This is a genomic window from Roseivivax sediminis, assembly GCF_900112685.1.
Lineage (GTDB): Bacteria > Pseudomonadota > Alphaproteobacteria > Rhodobacterales > Rhodobacteraceae > Roseivivax > Roseivivax sediminis.
In genome coordinates, this window is record NZ_FOMS01000002.1 from 182,988 (window position 1) to 198,946 (window position 15,959).

The following is a 15,959-nucleotide window of genomic DNA, read 5'->3' on the forward strand; positions in this document are numbered from 1 at the left end:
GCCCGTCTCGCACACAGCCCATAGACACGGGGGGGAACGACCGGCTCGCGCCGCCACTTGCGGCATGTAAGGGCCGGGCCAGAAAGTGTCAACGCCGCCTCAGGGAGGGGCGGCAGAGGAGAAACCGGATGACCCTTCGCGCGATTCGCATCGCTGCCCCCCTGCTCGCCGCGACCCTGGCGACCCAGGCCGCCGCACAGGACGACTCTGCACAGGAAGACGCCGCCCCGACGGACGCCGCCACGACCGAGCCCGCGCTCGACACCGTGGTCGCCACGGTCAATGGCCGCGACATCGTGCTCGGGCACATGCTCCTGGTGCGCGCGGGCCTCTCCGAACAATACCAGCAGCTTCCGGACAACGTGCTGTGGGAAGGCATCCTCGACCAGCTTGTCCGGCAGGAGGTGCTGGCGCAATCCGACATGGCCGAGGAAACGCCGCGCGTGACGCTCGCGCTGGAGAACGAGCGCCGCGCGCTCGTCGCCTCCGAGGCAGTGAACAGCCTGAGCGCCGATCTCGTCAGCGAAGAGGAGATCGAGGCCGCCTACGAGGAACAGTTCGCGCAGGGCGCGCAGGGCACGGAATACAACGCCGCGCACATCCTCGTGGAGACCGAGGAAGAGGCGCAGACCCTGGTCAGCGACCTCGAGGGCGGCGCGGACTTTTCCGAACTCGCGCGCGAGCGCTCCACCGGCCCGTCGGGTCCGAACGGCGGATCGCTCGGCTGGTTCGCCGAAGGCGAGATGGTGGGTCCGTTCGAGGAAACCGTCGCCGGCATGGAAGCAGGCGAGATCTCGGACCCGGTCGAGACGCAGTTCGGATGGCATGTCATCCGCCTGAACGAGACCCGCGAGAAGGAAGCGCCGGCGCTGTCCGAGGTCCGTGACCAGATTGCCGAACAGCTCCAGACGCAGGCGGTGCAGGAACGGATCGTGGAACTCGTATCGCAGGCTGATGTCGATAAGGTCGATTCCGAGGCGCTTGGCCCGGCGGCGCTGTCTCAGTTCGACCTCCTGGAGAACTGATCTTGGCCAAGACGCTCGCGCGCTCGCCGCTCGCGCCGGAGGCCTTTCCCGATCTGCCCGTGGTCAAGGGGGTGCGCTTTGCCACCGTCGCGGCCGGGGTGCGCTATGCCGGCCGCCCCGACGTGATGCTCGCCCATCTCGCGCCGGGGTCGGTGGTGGCAGGGGTGTTCACCCGTTCCGCCACGCGCGCGGCGCCGGTTCTCGACTGCGAGGCGAAGATCGGCGCCGTCACGGATGACGGCGCCGCGATCCTCGTCAATTCCGGCAACGCCAACGCCTTCACCGGCCGCGCGGGCGACGAATCCGTCGCCGCCGTGACCGATGCGGTGGCGACCGCGCTGGACCTGCCGGCGGCGCGGGTCTTCACCTCCTCCACCGGGGTCATCGGGGAGCGTCTGCCGCACGGGCGCATCACCGCGAAGATCGCGGAGCTTGCGTCGGCGTTGTCGGAAGACGGCATCGCGGATGCCGCGCAAGCGATCATGACCACCGACACCTTCCCCAAGGGCGCGTCCGCCAAGGTCCACGTGAACGGCGGTGACGTGACCATCGCCGGCATCGCCAAGGGGTCGGGCATGGTCGCGCCCGACCTCGGCACCATGCTCGTCTACGTCTTCACCGACGCGGCGATGGACCGTGATGCGCTTCAGGCGCTCGTCGCCCGCGCTGCCGACCGGACGTTCAACTGCATCACCGTGGACAGCGACACGTCCACCTCCGATACTCTGCTCGTCGGCGCCACCGGCGCCTCTGGGGTGACCGTCGCGCCGGAGGATAGCGCTTTTGCCACCGCGCTGGAGGATGTCTTCCGCGACCTCGCGCAGCAGGTTGTCCGCGACGGAGAAGGCGCGACCAAGTTCGTCACCGTGGAGGTCACCGGTGCCGCCTCGGACACCGACGCGCGCACACACGCGATGGCGATCGCCAATTCGCCGCTGGTGAAGACCGCGGTCGCCGGGGAGGATCCGAACTGGGGCCGTATCGTCATGGCGATCGGCAAGTCCGGCGCTGCGGCAGACCGGGACCGCCTGTCGATCCGGTTCGGCGATGTCGCCGTGGCCGAACACGGCTGGGTCGCCGAAAGCTACCGCGAGGAGATGGGCGCCGCGCAGATGCAGCGCCCGGAGATCACCATCGGCGTGGACCTCGGGCTCGGCAGCGGCGCCGCCACTGTCTGGACCTGCGACCTCACGCACGGCTACATCTCCATCAACGCCGATTACCGATCGTGACCTTCCACTCTCTCTGCATCTGGTCGAGTGACTCCATGGGGGCGCGAACAGACGGAACCGGCGTGACCGGTAGGATTCGTAATCTGCCCACCCCCGGTTTGCACGCATGAAGACCGTTCTCGTCTCCGCCGTCGCGCTGATCGACGTGGACGGCCGGGTCCTGCTCGCGCAGCGGCCCGATGGCAAGTCCATGGCTGGCCTCTGGGAGTTTCCCGGCGGCAAGGTGGAACCGGGCGAGACACCCGAGGCCGCGCTGATCCGCGAGCTGCATGAAGAGCTGGGCATCGGCACCTGGGAAAGCTGCCTCGCGCCGCTCACCTTCGCCTCGCACAGTTACGAGGATTTCCACCTGCTGATGCCGCTCTTCGCCTGCCGCAAGTGGGAGGGCATTCCGCAGGCGCGCGAAGGCCAGACCCTTTCCTGGGCCGCCCCGCGCGAGCTGGCGCGCTATCCCATGCCCGCCGCAGACCTGCCGCTGGTGCCGATCCTGCGCGACTGGCTGTAGTCCGGAGGCGCCTGTCCCACCCGTCTCCGGCGGTGCTCCGAAGGTCGCGTTAACGGATTCTCAACCTATGTGATACAGATGCAACCATGCGGCAGTCACTCCGGGGGAATAGAAGATGTTACAGACGATCGTCTTGGGATCCTGCATTTCGGTGCAGGGCATGGTGGAGCGCAAGCTGCCGGACGGCCGGCTGGTCGTGCGGGTCGGACAACGCCTGTTCACAGGTCTGCCGGTCATCGGCAGCGCCTAAGCGCGCCGTCACCGTCATCCGAACGAAAAAGGGAGGCCCGGCGGCCTCCCTTTGAAGTTTCTTCCGATCGCACTGCCCGTCACTGGAGCGTGCGGACCACCTCTTCGCGAGTGAAGATTTCGATCACGTCGTCCTTGCGCACGTCGTCGTAGTTCTCGAACGCCATGCCGCATTCCTGGCCGGAGATGACCTCGGACACCTCGTCCTTGAAGCGCTTGAGCGTCTTCAGGGTACCTTCGTGGATCACCACGTCGTCGCGCAGGAGGCGCACGCCGGCCGAGCGGCGCGCCACGCCCTCGGTGACGAGGCAGCCCGCCACGGTGCCGACACCGGAGACGCGGAAGGTTTCCAGGATCTTGGCGTAGCCGATGAAGTTCTCGCGCACCTCGTTGGACAGAAGACCCGAAGCCGCCGCTTTCACGTCGTCAACGAGGTCGTAGATCACCGAGTAGTAGCGGATCTCCACGCCCTTCTGGTTGGCGCTGTTGCGGGCCGAGGCATTGGCCCGGACGTTGAAGCCCAGGATCGGCGCCCCGGACGCTTCGGCGAGGCCGACGTCGGTCTCGGTGATCGCGCCCACACCGTAGTGCAGCACGCGCACGCGAACCTCGTCGTTGCCCACCTTCTCGAGCGCCTGGACGATCGCCTCGGCAGAGCCCTGCACGTCGGCCTTCACGAGCACGGGCAGCTCGGCCACGTTCTCGTCTTCCTTGGCCTTCTGCATCAGCGCCTCGAGCGTCGTCGCCGCGCCGGCTGCCGCGCGCTTGTCCTTCGCGGCCTGCTGGCGGTACTCGGCGATCTCGCGCGCCTGCGCCTCGGTCTCGACCACGTTCAGCACGTCGCCGGCCTCGGGCGTGCCGTTGAGGCCCAGGACCTCCACGGGCACGGAGGGACCGGCCTCCTTCACGCGTTCGCCCTGATCGTTCTCCATGGCGCGGACCTTGCCCCACTGCTCGCCCACGACGAAGATGTCGCCCTGTTTGAGCGTGCCCTTCTGGACCAGCACGGTCGCGACGGGGCCGCGGCCCACGTCGAGTTGCGCCTCGATCACGGCGCCCTGCGCCGCGCGGTCGGGGTTGGCCTTGAGCTCGAGGATCTCGGCCTGCAGCGCGATCGCTTCCAGCAGGTCGTCGAGCCCCTTGCCGGAGATCGCGGAAACCTCGATGTCCTGCACGTCGCCGGACATCTCTTCGACGACCACTTCGTGTTGGAGAAGGTCGGTGCGCACCTTGGTCGGGTTCGCCTCGGGCTTGTCGCACTTGTTGATGGCGATGATCATCGGCACGCCGGCGGCCTTGGCGTGATTGATCGCCTCGATGGTCTGCGGCATCACCGCGTCGTCCGCGGCCACCACCAGTACCACGATATCCGTCACCTGCGCCCCGCGGGAGCGCATGGAGGTGAACGCCGCGTGGCCTGGCGTGTCGAGGAAGGTCAGCGTCGCACCGGTCGAGGGATCGGCCACCTGGTAGGCGCCGATATGCTGGGTGATGCCGCCGGCCTCGCCCGAGACCACCTTGGTCTTGCGGATCGCGTCGAGCAGAGAGGTCTTACCGTGGTCGACATGGCCCATGATCGTGATGATCGGGGCGCGCGGCTTCATGTCCTCGGACCGGTCCTCGACCGTCTCGATGACCTGTTCCACGTCGGCGTCGGACACGCGCGTGACGTGGTGGCCGAATTCCTCGATGATCAGTTCTGCGGTGTCGGCGTCGATGGTCTGGTTCTGCGTCGCCATAACGCCGTTCTGCATCAGCGCCTTCACCACGTCGCCGACGCGCTCGGCCATCCGGTTGGCCAGTTCGGCCACCGTGATCGCCTCGGGCAGCTGCACGTCGCGCGTTACCTTCTCGCGGCTCACCGGGCCGCCCATCGCCTTCTGGCGCGCACGCTCCTGCTTGCGCTTCATCGCGGCCATGGACTTCTGCCGGCCGCCTTCGCCGCCGCCGGTGAGCGCCTGGTTCACGGTCAGCTTGCCGGTGCGCCGGCCGCCGTCGCCACGGCCCTTTCCGCCGCGGCCGCGATCCTCGCGCTCGCGCTCGGCCTTGCGGGGCGCGTCGGCCGGTTTCGGCGCGCCGCCGGGGCCGCCGGCCGGGCGCGCCGCGCCACGGGCGGACGGCTGTTCTGCCGGCGCTGCGGGGGCCTCGGAGGCCTTCTTCGCGGCCTCGGCTTCCTCGCGCTTCTTGCGCTCTTCCTCTTCGGCCTTGGCCTTGGCACGTTCCTCGGCCTCGCGCTGTTCGCGCTCTTTTTGTTCCTTCTCGGCGCGCATGCGCTCGCGTTCGGCGGCGCGGGCCTTTTCCTCGGCCTCGCGCTGAGCGGCTTCGTCCGCCTCGCGCGCCTTGGCCGCCTGCAGCGCCTTCAGACGGCGCTCCATCTCCGCATCGGAGATGCCCGCAGGGCGCTTGCCGCCGCTGCCGCCCGGCGTGCCCTGACCGCCCGCACCGCCCTTGCCGGCGCCCGGCTTGGGCGCGCTGACATTGCGCTTGCGCTTGGTCTCCACCACGACGTTCTTGGTGCGTCCGTGGCTGAAGCTCTGCTTCACGTTCCCCGACCGAGGCCCGCCACCACGTACACCCAAAGTCTTCTTGCCGTCTTGGTCGCTCATAAAGTCTCTTATCCTTCCCGGCGGACCCTGCCGCCGACTGTCGCACCCTCGGTCGAGGCGACCGGTGCGATGCGCAGGCCCTTCAGACGCAGGGCCTCGTCTACAATACGATTCGTGAGTCCGCCAGCGCCGAGCGCTGCGTGTATCACAGTTTCGCGGCCAAAGGCCAATCCCAGCTCGTCTGCGGTGAGCCAACCGATATACGTTCCGAAATGCGGGGTCGAAAGCTTGGACTTGCCGCGGCTCGAGCCATCCTCTGCCTGGATCAGGACGCGCGCCTCTTCCTTCTGGAGCATGTCCTTGACCTTCTCGTAGCCCGCGACGGCATCCCCGGACTTGCGCGACAGCGAGATCAGGTTGATCAGCCGCGCCGCGACCTGCCGCTCGACCTCTTCGGCGAGGCCCTCGGGCACCGATACCTTCGCCTTGGCGGCGCGGGCGAAGAGGTTCTTCTTTGCCGCGCGTTCGATCGCGGTGCGGTCGGCGGCCACCCAGATCCCGCGGCCCGGCAGCTTGCCCGCGATGTCTGGTACGATGGCCGCGTCCGGGCCGACAACGAAGCGCACGAGACCGTGGCGCGGCTGCACCTCGCCGGTGGCGATGCACTTGCGCTCGGGGCCCTCGGGCCGCTCCTTGTCTTGTCCGCCACGGGTCATGCGGTCTGGCTCACGCCTCCTCGGTTTCGTCGGGTTCTTCGTCTTCCTCGGCTTCGGACTCAAGCTCGGTCGGATCGACCCAGCCCAGAAGCACGCGCGCGGTCATCACCATGGTCTGCGCCTCTTCGAGGCCGACATCGAAGGGTTCGAGAAGTCCGTCGTCCTTGACCCGTTGGCCGTCGACCGTGGTCCAGCCGCCCGCGAGTTCCCAGTCGGCGCAGGTCGCGAAATCCTCGAGCGTCTTGATGCCGTCCTTCGCGAGCGCTTCCACCATTTGGGGGGTGAGGCCCTCGAAGTCAATGAGGCTGTCCTCCGCGCCGAGCGCGCGGGCATTGTCGAGAGCGGCTTTCGCCTGCGCCTCCAGCACGTCGCGGGCGCGGGCCTGCAATTCCTCGGCGGTATCGTCGTCGACGCCGTCGATCACCGTCAGTTCGTCGATCTCCACGTAGGCGACCTCTTCGAGGTTGGTGAAGCCTTCGGCGACCAGAAGCTGGGCGAAGAACTCGTCGAGGTCGAGCGTGTCCATGAAGAGCTTGGTGCGCTCCTCGAACTCCGCCTGGCGGCGCTTCGACTCTTCTTCCTCGGTCATTATGTCGATGTCGAGGCCGGTGAGCTGCGAGGCGAGGCGCACGTTCTGGCCGCGGCGGCCGATGGCCAGCGACAGCTGCTCGTCCGGCACCACGACCTCGATCCGCTCGGCGTCCTCGTCGAGAACGACCTTGGAGACCTCGGCGGGTTGCAGCGCGTTTACGAGGAAGGTCGGCATGTCCTCGTTCCACGGGATGATGTCGATCTTCTCGCCCTGAAGCTCGTTTACCACAGCCTGAACGCGGCTGCCGCGCATACCGACGCAGGCGCCCACCGGGTCGATGGAGCCGTCATAGGAGATGACGCCGATCTTCGCGCGGCTGCCGGGGTCGCGGGCCACGGCCTTGATCTCGATGATGCCGTCGTAGATCTCGGGCACTTCCATCTTGAAGAGCTCGGCCATGAATTCCGGCGCGGTGCGCGACAGGAAGATCTGCGGGCCACGGGTCTCGCGGCGGACGTCCTTGATGTAGCAGCGGATGCGGTCGTTGGGGCGGTACGCCTCGCGGCCGATCTTCTCGTTGCGGCGCAGGATGCCTTCGCCACGGCCGATATCGACGATGACGTTGCCGTATTCCTCGCGCTTGACGACGCCGTTGATGATCGTGCCGGCGCGGTCCTTGAATTCCTCGAACTGGCGGTCGCGCTCGGCCTCGCGGACCTTCTGCAGGATAACCTGCTTGGCCGATTGCGCGGCGATGCGGCCCATCTCCACCGGGGGAACTTCCTCGATGTACTGGTCGCCAACCTTGGGATCGGCGAGGTACTGCTTGGCCTGCTCCACGGTCAGCTCGGCCTGGTAGTTCTCGAGCTCCTCGTCCTCGACCACGGTGCGCACGCGGGTGAAGGTCGCGCGGCCGGTCTTGCGGTCGATCGACACGCGGATGTCCATCTCGGAGCCGTAGCGGCTCTTGGCGGCGCGGGCGAGGCTCTCCTCCATGGCTTCGACCACCAGCGCGGGGTCGATCATCTTCTCGCGCGCGACCGCCTCGGCGGTCTGCAGAAGCTCCAGCTGGTTGGCGGAGGTGATGGCCATTCTTGTTACTCCTCTTGCGCGGCGTCGTCGGCCGCGATCTCGTCGAATTTCGTCTCGTCCAGGTCCTCGGGAACGGTGCCGGCGGCCTTGCGGGCCTTGAGCATCTCGCGGATGAGTTCGTCGGTCATCACCAGCTTGGCATCGGCGAGCCAGTCGAATTGCAGCCCGATGGTGCCTTCCTCCACGTTGACGAGCACCTCGCCGTCCTCGACCCCGGCGAGCACCCCCTTGAAGCGCTTGCGCCCGTCGATGAGCTCATGCGTCTCCAGCTTGGCCTCGTAGCCCTCGAACGTGTCGAAATCCTTCAGGCGGGTCAGCGGGCGGTCGATGCCGGGCGAGCCGACCTCGAGCGTGTAGGTGTCCAGGATCGGGTCCTCGACGTCGAGCACGGCCGAGAGCGCCGTGGAGATCTCGGCGCAATCGTCGACCTCGATCCCGCCGCCGGGGCGTTCGGCCATGATCTGCAAAAGCGGGCTCTTGCCGCCCTGGAGGCGGATGCGGACCAGCTCGAAGCCCATGTCCTCGATCGTGGGGGTCACGATCTCGGCCAGGCGTCGGTCCATGGCGGTCTTGGCGATCAGGTCTGACATGACGGTCTCGCGGCTTCGGGTTACGGGCGGCCCGGCGCACGGGCACAAAAAAACGGGCACGCGGCCCGCCTGACGTATCCGGTGGTGCTTCGGACCAGAGCCCGACGCGCCGCTGTTGAGCGGGATATACGGGGCGCGGGCCGAGTCTGCAAGGGGATTCCGTGCGCGGGGGTGGGCAGATTGCCCACGCTACGGGGGGGCGGTGCGGGTGAGGGGGCGTCCGCAGAGCCGCGCGGACCGGCTCGGGACACGCCGAAGGCTGCTGAGGGGAGAGGGCGATCGCCTTCCAGCCGGCGACAATTTCTCAGAGCCTCACGCTGATCGGCCCGGAACCAAGCCGAAGGCGCCGGGCCAGCGTCATGCGCGCATCGCATGCCCCCGGCATGACCCGTCCCGGCGGGTCGGCGCTTTGTCACTCGTTTGCGACGTTCGGAGGACGGAGGGGCGTGGCTGGCATAAAGCGCAGACTTCGAAGGTCAGGAAGCGCCGACCCACGGGCCGGCGCTGGCCCGGCGCCTTCTGGCCGGCGGCTGAAACCCGGCAAGATCTCCTCAGCCGATCATCGCCTTGATCGCCTGCGCGTGGCGTGGCTCCGCGGCGGCGACGTCGGCCGCCAGATCCCGTGCCGTGTCCATGAGGGCGTCCGGCGCCACGATCCGGTCGATCAGGCCCCAGCCCTGCGCCTCTTCCACTGTGATCTTCGCCCCGGCCATCAGCAGCAGCCGCGCCCGCGACGGGCCGACCAGCGCCTTCAGGCGGCCGGGATCGGAGGGCTGCGGCAGGAAACCCATCTTCATCACCGGGTAGAACAGCTTCGCCCCCGGCACCGCGATGCGCAGATCGCAAGCCAGCGCCATCCCCATGGCGCCGCCCGCCAGCGTGCCGTTCAGCGCCGCGATGGTCAGCCCCGGATGCGCCGCGACGGCGCCGGAGACCCGTTCCCAGAGCGGAGAGGTGGCAAGACCGGCCTTTGCCGCGTCGAGGTCCATGCCTGCGGAGAAAACGGTGCCCGCCCCGGTGATCACGAGCCCGCGCGCGCCGCGCCCGGCCAGCATATCTTCGCTCGCCATCTCTGCCGCCTCGGCCAGAGCGCGCAGCATCTCCGCGGTCACCGCATTCGCCTTCTCGGCGCGGTCGAGCGTCAGGATGCGGAGCGCGCCGTCGTCGGCGGTTCGGATCACGACAGGCCGACCTTGCCCCGGATTTCCGGATCGCGCAGCGAGATCTCGTCGCCGAGATAGCTGTCGGCGGCGTCCGAGCACATCCAGAGCAACGCCTCGGCCACCCATTCGGGCGGGATGTGGTCGGACCAGTCCAGGCGGCTGATCGGATTGACGCCCGAGGCCTTGATCTCGCGCTGCATCTGGGTGGCCACGGTGCCGGGCGACAACGAAAGCGCGCGGATGCCGCGCTCGCGGTTTTCCTTGTCGGCCATGCGGGTGAGCATCAGCGCCCCCGCCTTGGAGGCGCAGTAATGCGACCAGGCCTCCACCGGCCCGTGAGCGGCGCCCGATCCTATGGTCAGGACCGTGCCGCCGCCCTGTTCCAGCATCTCCGGCAGTACCGCGCGCATGCCGTGAAAGACACCCTTGAGGTTGATGTCGATGACCTGGCCCCAGCTTTCGGGATCGGCCTCGGCCATATGCGCGATGGGTTCGATCACGCCGGCGTTGTTGATCAGCACGTCGATCCGGCCGAAGGCGGTGACGCAGTTGCGGACCGCGTGCTCGACCTCCCAGTAGCGCGAGATGTCGCAGGGGATCGCGACGGCCTGGTCGCCGCCGATCTCTCCGGCGAGGTCGGCCACTGCCTCGGCGCTTCGTGCCACCAGAGCCACCTTCGCGCCCGCCTTGGCGAAGCGCCGCGCCGCCGCCGCGCCGATGCCCCGGCTCGCGCCCGTGATCATCGCCACCTTGCCCGTCATGTCCATGTCGTGGCGCTCCCTTGATATGTCGACACTTTTGTTAATGCCGCGACCCGGGGCGGTCCAGCCCCTTGACCGTGCCCGGCCCGCGTCGGAAGGTCCGCGCGACAAAACGTTCGAGTTGCAACCGAAAGGATCCGTCGATGCGCCGCCGTTCCGCCCTTCTTCGCGCGACCGCAGGGCTCGCGCTGACCGCGGCCGCCGGTCCGGCCGCCGCCGACGTCACTCCGGCCGAGGTCTGGGCCAACCTGTCGGACTACATGCAGAACGCCGGATACGAGGTCGAGGCGACGCAGGAGGAGACCGCGGACGGCCTGCGCGTCAGCGACATCGTGATGACCCTTCCGGTGGTTGCGGACGAGGCCGAGGGTGCGGAGGGCGAGGTGTCCATCCGCATCGACCAGATCGTGTTGACCGGCGAGGACGACGGCACCGTGACGGTGACGCTGCCCGACGCGATCCCGATCGAGCTGACGGGCGACGGCGACGACATGCCCGAGCGGATGCTGATCGAGACGTCGTCGCCGGATTTCGAGATGAGCGTCTCGGGCACGCCCGAGGATCTCGTCTACGACTACGCGGCCGGCAGCTACGAGCTCCGGCTGGCGGAGCTGGTGATCGACGGCGAGCCGGTCGGCCGCGACGATACCTCCGGGCAGATGCGGCTCGAAGCGATGTCGGGCCGCATGCGGGTCGCCTCCGAGGACGGCGGCCAGAGGGTCGAGCAGGAGACCAGCGCGGACACGCTGACCTACGATGTCGCCGCCGTGAGCCCCGAGTCCGAGCCGGGCGCGGAGGAGACATTCACGATGGCCGGCCGGGCGGCGGACGTGACGCTGGACGGAAGCTGGTGGGCGCCGGAGGGGTGGGACCCCAACGACATGGCCGCGATGCTGGAGGCCGGGTTCAGCGTCGATGCGGCGATGTCCTATCGCGATGGCTCCACCCAGTTTTCCTTTTCCGGTCCGGAGGGCGAGGGCTCGGGCCAGAGCGTCGCGGACCGTGGCGTGTTCAGCATGGCGCTGTCCGAGAGCGGCATGGCGATCGAACTCGACGCCGAGGGCGTGGCCTACGCGGCAACCGGCCCGGATCTGCCGTTCCCGGTGACCGCGGAAATGTCGCGCGCGGGCTTTCGCATGGAGATGCCCCTTGCCGAATCCGAGGAGCCGCGTCCCTTCGGCCTGGGGCTGCGGCTGACCGATGTCGCGGTATCGGATACGCTGTGGAGCCTTATGGACCCGTCGGGCGCGCTGCCGCGCGATCCGGCCAACCTGGTGCTGGATCTTAGCGGCACGGCGACGGCGTTCGCGAACCTGCTCGACCCCGAGGCGATGGCCCGGCTGGAGCGTTCCGGCGGCATGCCCGGGGAGATCAACTCGCTCGAGATCGAGGAGCTGCGCCTGAGCGCGGTCGGCGCGGAACTGACCGGCGAGGGGGCGTTCACCTTCGACAATTCGGACATGGAGAGCTTCGATGGCGTGCCGGCGCCCGAGGGCGAGGCGACGCTGCGGCTGAGCGGGGCGGACGGGCTGATCGACACGCTGGTGGAGCTCGGCTTCATCGGCCAGGAAGAGGCGATGGGCGCGCGCATGATGATGTCGATGTTCACCGTCCCGGGCGACGCGGAGGATACGCTCACCTCCACGATCGAGATCAATGACGAGGGCCAGATCCGCGCCAACGGCCAGCGTATCCGCTGAAGCGGGCCGTTCGGGGAGGAGGCCAATCGCCGTGTGGTTCGGTGCCTGCTTCGGACGGCGCACCCGCGCGGACTTCAAGCCCGCAGGCCGCTGCGGAGGTCGTGCCGAAGCAGTTGCCATAAAGCGCTGCTGCTCGTCGGTCTGGATCTCGGGCCCGCAGCCCGACGCTGCGCGGGTCGGTGCCCGGTACGACCGGAGGCCTTGCGCAGGTTAGCCGGACGGCTGCTCTTGGGGCGGCCCCCCTCACAGTGACCCAGCGTCCATTCCCGAAAATGAACTCGAGTCCCGCTCGACAACCAAGCGCCGGCCACCCCGGGCCGGCGCTTTCAGGACACGGTGATGTCCGCAGTTTGCGGCGGACCCGCCGCCGCCGATCCTACTGCGCGACGATCGAGGCCTGCCGGCCGACGCCGAGCGCGGTGCCGAACAGCCCGAAGATCGTTTGCGCCGCCGTCACAGGCGATTCGGTCGCCAGGACCGTGTCGTCCGGGTAGATGTTGAACTGCTTTGCGGCGAACAGCCCGTCGGCCGAGGTCAGGTCGAAGGAAAAGATCACCTGTTGCCGGTTCGGCCCCGTGCCATCGGCCCGCAGCGACGACGCGTTGTATTCGCGCAGCACCAGTACGCCCTTGGGGTCGGCGCGGCTGTCCTGAAGCCCCCGCATCAGGCCCATTGCCTCCAGCGCCGTCACGCGCGGCTTGGGGAAGGTGATGAGGTCCTCGGATCCCGTCGCGCCGAGCGCGGTGAAGGTCCGGTCGTCCTCGTCCACCACCACCACGTCGCGCGGTTGCAGCGTCGTGTTGCGGGCGCCGGACCTGAACAGATCCTCGGCGAAGATCTCGTAGGTGGTTCCGCCGCGCAGCAGCTTGACCACCGGGTTGTCGTAGGATGTCACGATGCCGCCGCCGGCGGACAGCAGGCTCATGATCGAGTAATTGCGCGATGGCATCGGGTAGGTGCCCGGCCGCGTCACTCCGCCGGCAAGGTCGACCGAGTTTCCCTGGCCCTCGGAGACCGTCAGCAGAACCTGCGCGGACGGCACGACGATTTCCATCTGGCGCTGGATCGTCTGTCGCGCGGCGGCCGGCGAGAGCCCGGCCACCCGAACGTTGTTGACGTAGGGCACGAAGATCATGCCGTTGTGGTCGACCTCAAGCTCGGTGAGCCGGGTCGAGGTCTCGGCCGCGTTGGTGAGCAGCGAATTCTCTTCGGCGTCGTAGATCGTCAGGTCGATCATGTCGCCCGGCGCGATCACCGTGGCATCCGTGGCGCCGGTATGGCCGACCCAGTTGAACGACCGGAAATTGCCTGTCGCCGGCCAGGTCGCGATGCCCTTCATGTTCTCGCGGGTCACCGGCACGACCTGGAAGGTCGGCGTCTGCGACCGCGACTCCGCGACGATCTCGGACTGGAGCGCCGCCCCGCGCGGCAGGCTGCACGCGGCCAGGAGCGTCAGCGATACGACGATGGCGACAAATCTGGCAAAGGTTGTCAAACCCCGGTCCCCCGTTCTTCCGCTCGTCTGTTCTCTTTATTCGACGCGCCGCTTGGTGATAAACAGGCTGACGGCAAATTCCAGAGGAAATGGACCAAAAATGTCTCAACGCGGGCCCCGAGGGGCCGGGAGGCCACCGGTGATTCTGCTGCTGGGCGCGACCGGGAAGGTCGGCCGGCTCCTGCGCGCGGCCTGGCCCGGCGCCGTCGGCGCGCGCGCGCGGCTCGAACCGGTCGGCCGGAGCGGGGCGGATCTGCACCTCTGGGCGCCCGGGGCACCGACCGATCGACTTCCGCGGCCCGACGCGATCGCCGCGCTCTGGGGCGTGACGCCGGGCCCGGGCCGCGATCTGGACGAAAATCTTCGGCTTGCTCTCGCGGCGCAGGCGCTGGGCGACGCACTCGGCGCGCGCATGGTGCTGCACGCCTCTTCGGCGGCGGTTTACCGGCCGGGCCCGGTCCCCCTGCGGGAGGATCCGGCGCCGGATCCGCAGACTGCCTATGGCGCGGCCAAGGCGGCGATGGAGGCCGCGCTCGCCGAGGCGCGGGGACCCCGCGCCGTGGCACTGCGCATCGGCAATGTCGCCGGGGCCGACAGCCTTTTCGCCGCGCTCTCGGACGATACGCCGCTGACGCTGGACCGCTTCGCCGACGGCGCCGGCCCGGCGCGCAGCTATATCGCGCCGTCCGACCTCGCGCGGGTTCTCGCCGCGCTGGCGATGGCCGAGCCGGGCACATTGCCGCCCGCGCTGAACGTCGCGGCGCCCGAGGCGACGGGCATGGACGACATCGCCCGCGCGGCCGGCCGCCCCATCACCTGGCGCCCGGCACCGCCCGGCGCCGCGGCGCGTGTCGCGCTCGAGACCGGGCGGCTCGCGCGGATCTGCCGGCTCGGTCCCGCGGCGGCGGAGCCCGATCACCTCGTGGCGGATTGGCGCCGCTGCGCGGAGGCGGCGCCCGCATGACCCCGTTCAAACGGCTCTTCGACATCTCGGCGGCGCTCTTTCTCGGAACGGTGCTGATGCCGCTGATCCTCGGCGTGGCGCTCACGGTTCTGGTCCGGGACGGCCGCCCGATCCTCTACCGCGCCGAGCGCATGAAGACTCCGACGAAAGGCTTCCCGCTGTGGAAGTTCCGCACCATGCGCGTCGCCGCGACAGACGGCGGTGTGTCCGGCGGCGACAAGTCCTCGCGGATCACGCCCACGGGCCGCGTGCTTCGACGCAAGCGCCTCGACGAGTTGCCGCAGCTGTGGAACATCCTGCGCGGCGACATCAGCTTCGTCGGACCGCGCCCGCCGCTGCGCCGCTACGTGGAGATGTTCCCCGGTCTCTATGCCGAGGTCCTGAAATCCCGCCCGGGGATCACGGGCCTTGCGACCCTCGCCTATCACCGGACGGAAGAACGGCTGCTCTCGTCGTGCCGCACTGCCGCCGAAACCGAGGCCGTCTATTGCCGCCGCTGCGTGCCGCGCAAGGCGCGGCTCGACATCGCCTATGCCCGGCGCCGGACGATCTGCTCGGACTTCAAGCTGATGCTCGCCACCGTCTTCCGGCGGATATCCCTGCACTGAAGCCGGCAGGCGCGGGCGGCCTGCTTCTTTGGGCCGGAAATACTCCGGGGGTGTGGGGGCTGGCCCCCACTCGGGCCCGCTCCGCCGGGCGTGCCGGCCGGCCCTAATCGCGCCGCAGCGTGCTGAACACGAGGTAGTCGGTCAGCCCGCCGAACCATTGCCGGCCCGCCAGGATCTCCCCGGTGCCGTCGACGGTGTATTCTGAGACGAAATCCGGCCCGGTCTCGCTGACGCAATGCACCTCGACCTCGGTGGCGTCGGCGCGGACCGCACCGGCCGCGTAGCCGGTCGCCCCCTGCGGCAGGACGTTGCAGGTGTAGACATAGGTGATCGTGTCGTTGTCGCCGGACAGGTACCGCATCACGTAATCCGCAGTCCCGCGCTGGCGCGCGCGCAGCAGCGCCAGAAGCGCATCCTCGTCCGAGGACATCAGATCGCCGCCGAAGCCCCGGCTCTGGACCGGCATGCCGTGGCGGAACACCACGTTCTGTCCGGCGCTGGAGCCGTAGGTCGTATATTCGCCGCTGCTCTGGATCGGCGCGACGATCGCCTGGCCGCCGCGCGAGGTGATCTCTATGAACTTCAGCGGACTTTCGACCTGTGACACCGTCTGACTGATCACTGTTTGCGACAGCGGTTCCGGGCGCTCGTTGCCCTGGCGCAACTGCTGGCTGATGCCGCGCAGGGTGTCGATGCCCTCGACCCCGTCGTCGGTGAGAGAACAGGAGGCCAGGGCCGCCAGCACGGCAAGAGCGCAGGATGCGCGCGTCAGGATCGCCAT

At 68.7% G+C, this 15,959-nt stretch carries 15 protein-coding genes; 7 read left to right on the plus strand and 8 right to left on the minus strand.

What is annotated here, in order from left to right; translation table 11 throughout:
* Nucleotides 1–128 precede the first annotated feature (128 nt).
* The 4 genes from F3H57_RS03990 (at nucleotide 129) to F3H57_RS22750 (ending at nucleotide 3,012) form a co-directional block, all read left to right on the plus strand.
* Nucleotides 129–1,025, plus strand: coding sequence for a peptidylprolyl isomerase (locus F3H57_RS03990; protein ID WP_149754591.1), 897 nt, complete (start codon nucleotides 129–131; stop codon nucleotides 1,023–1,025).
* Nucleotides 1,026–1,027: 2 nt separating this feature from the next.
* Nucleotides 1,028–2,257 carry a bifunctional glutamate N-acetyltransferase/amino-acid acetyltransferase ArgJ gene (gene argJ, locus F3H57_RS03995; RefSeq protein WP_149754592.1) on the plus strand — a complete coding sequence of 410 codons (1,230 nt, stop codon included), beginning with the start codon at nucleotides 1,028–1,030 and terminating at the stop codon, nucleotides 2,255–2,257.
* 106 nt (nucleotides 2,258–2,363) lie between these two features.
* The gene (locus F3H57_RS04000; RefSeq protein WP_149754593.1) at nucleotides 2,364–2,762 is read left to right on the plus strand and encodes a (deoxy)nucleoside triphosphate pyrophosphohydrolase; all 399 of its coding nucleotides are present in this window, start codon (nucleotides 2,364–2,366) and stop codon (nucleotides 2,760–2,762) included.
* Between the two features lie 115 nt (nucleotides 2,763–2,877).
* The gene (locus tag F3H57_RS22750; RefSeq protein ID WP_262504488.1) at nucleotides 2,878–3,012 is read left to right on the plus strand and encodes a hypothetical protein; all 135 of its coding nucleotides are present in this window, start codon (nucleotides 2,878–2,880) and stop codon (nucleotides 3,010–3,012) included.
* Nucleotides 3,013–3,091: 79 nt separating this feature from the next.
* Here F3H57_RS22750 and infB read toward each other — a convergent pair whose 3' ends face one another.
* The 6 genes from infB to F3H57_RS04030 form a co-directional block, all read right to left on the minus strand.
* Nucleotides 3,092–5,617, minus strand: coding sequence for a translation initiation factor IF-2 (gene infB, locus F3H57_RS04005; protein ID WP_149754594.1), 2,526 nt, complete (start codon nucleotides 5,615–5,617; stop codon nucleotides 3,092–3,094).
* A gap of 8 nt (nucleotides 5,618–5,625) precedes the next feature.
* Nucleotides 5,626–6,273 (minus strand): RNA-binding protein, encoded by a 648-nt coding sequence (locus tag F3H57_RS04010; RefSeq protein WP_149754595.1) that lies wholly within the window; start codon nucleotides 6,271–6,273, stop codon nucleotides 5,626–5,628.
* Nucleotides 6,274–6,283: 10 nt separating this feature from the next.
* Complete coding sequence (nusA, locus tag F3H57_RS04015; protein WP_149754596.1) at nucleotides 6,284–7,897, minus strand: transcription termination factor NusA; 1,614 nt, start codon at nucleotides 7,895–7,897, stop codon at nucleotides 6,284–6,286.
* A 5-nt stretch (nucleotides 7,898–7,902) separates the two neighbouring features.
* Entirely contained in the window at nucleotides 7,903–8,487 is a 585-nt protein-coding gene (gene rimP / locus F3H57_RS04020; RefSeq protein ID WP_149754597.1) for a ribosome maturation factor RimP, read from the minus strand.
* 551 nt (nucleotides 8,488–9,038) lie between these two features.
* Entirely contained in the window at nucleotides 9,039–9,668 is a 630-nt protein-coding gene (locus F3H57_RS04025; RefSeq protein WP_188129588.1) for an enoyl-CoA hydratase/isomerase family protein, read from the minus strand.
* Entirely contained in the window at nucleotides 9,665–10,417 is a 753-nt protein-coding gene (locus tag F3H57_RS04030) for an SDR family oxidoreductase (protein WP_149754599.1), read from the minus strand. The genes F3H57_RS04025 and F3H57_RS04030 overlap by 4 nt, the downstream gene beginning before the upstream one ends.
* A gap of 137 nt (nucleotides 10,418–10,554) precedes the next feature.
* Here F3H57_RS04030 and F3H57_RS04035 point away from each other — a divergent pair, with 137 nt between their 5' ends.
* Nucleotides 10,555–12,111, plus strand: a complete 1,557-nt coding sequence (locus F3H57_RS04035; RefSeq protein WP_149754600.1) for a DUF2125 domain-containing protein — start codon at nucleotides 10,555–10,557, stop codon at nucleotides 12,109–12,111.
* A 376-nt stretch (nucleotides 12,112–12,487) separates the two neighbouring features.
* Here F3H57_RS04035 and F3H57_RS04040 read toward each other — a convergent pair whose 3' ends face one another.
* Nucleotides 12,488–13,606 carry a polysaccharide biosynthesis/export family protein gene (locus F3H57_RS04040; protein WP_223162940.1) on the minus strand — a complete coding sequence of 373 codons (1,119 nt, stop codon included), beginning with the start codon at nucleotides 13,604–13,606 and terminating at the stop codon, nucleotides 12,488–12,490.
* A gap of 139 nt (nucleotides 13,607–13,745) precedes the next feature.
* Here F3H57_RS04040 and F3H57_RS04045 point away from each other — a divergent pair, with 139 nt between their 5' ends.
* Complete coding sequence (locus F3H57_RS04045) at nucleotides 13,746–14,570, plus strand: NAD-dependent epimerase/dehydratase family protein (protein ID WP_188129589.1); 825 nt, start codon at nucleotides 13,746–13,748, stop codon at nucleotides 14,568–14,570.
* Nucleotides 14,567–15,178, plus strand: coding sequence for a sugar transferase (locus tag F3H57_RS04050; protein ID WP_149754602.1), 612 nt, complete (start codon nucleotides 14,567–14,569; stop codon nucleotides 15,176–15,178). The genes F3H57_RS04045 and F3H57_RS04050 overlap by 4 nt, the downstream gene beginning before the upstream one ends.
* Nucleotides 15,179–15,281: 103 nt before the next feature.
* On the opposite strand, the gene F3H57_RS04055 is transcribed toward F3H57_RS04050, so the two are convergent.
* Nucleotides 15,282–15,959 carry a YjbF family lipoprotein gene (locus F3H57_RS04055; protein WP_188129590.1) on the minus strand — a complete coding sequence of 226 codons (678 nt, stop codon included), beginning with the start codon at nucleotides 15,957–15,959 and terminating at the stop codon, nucleotides 15,282–15,284.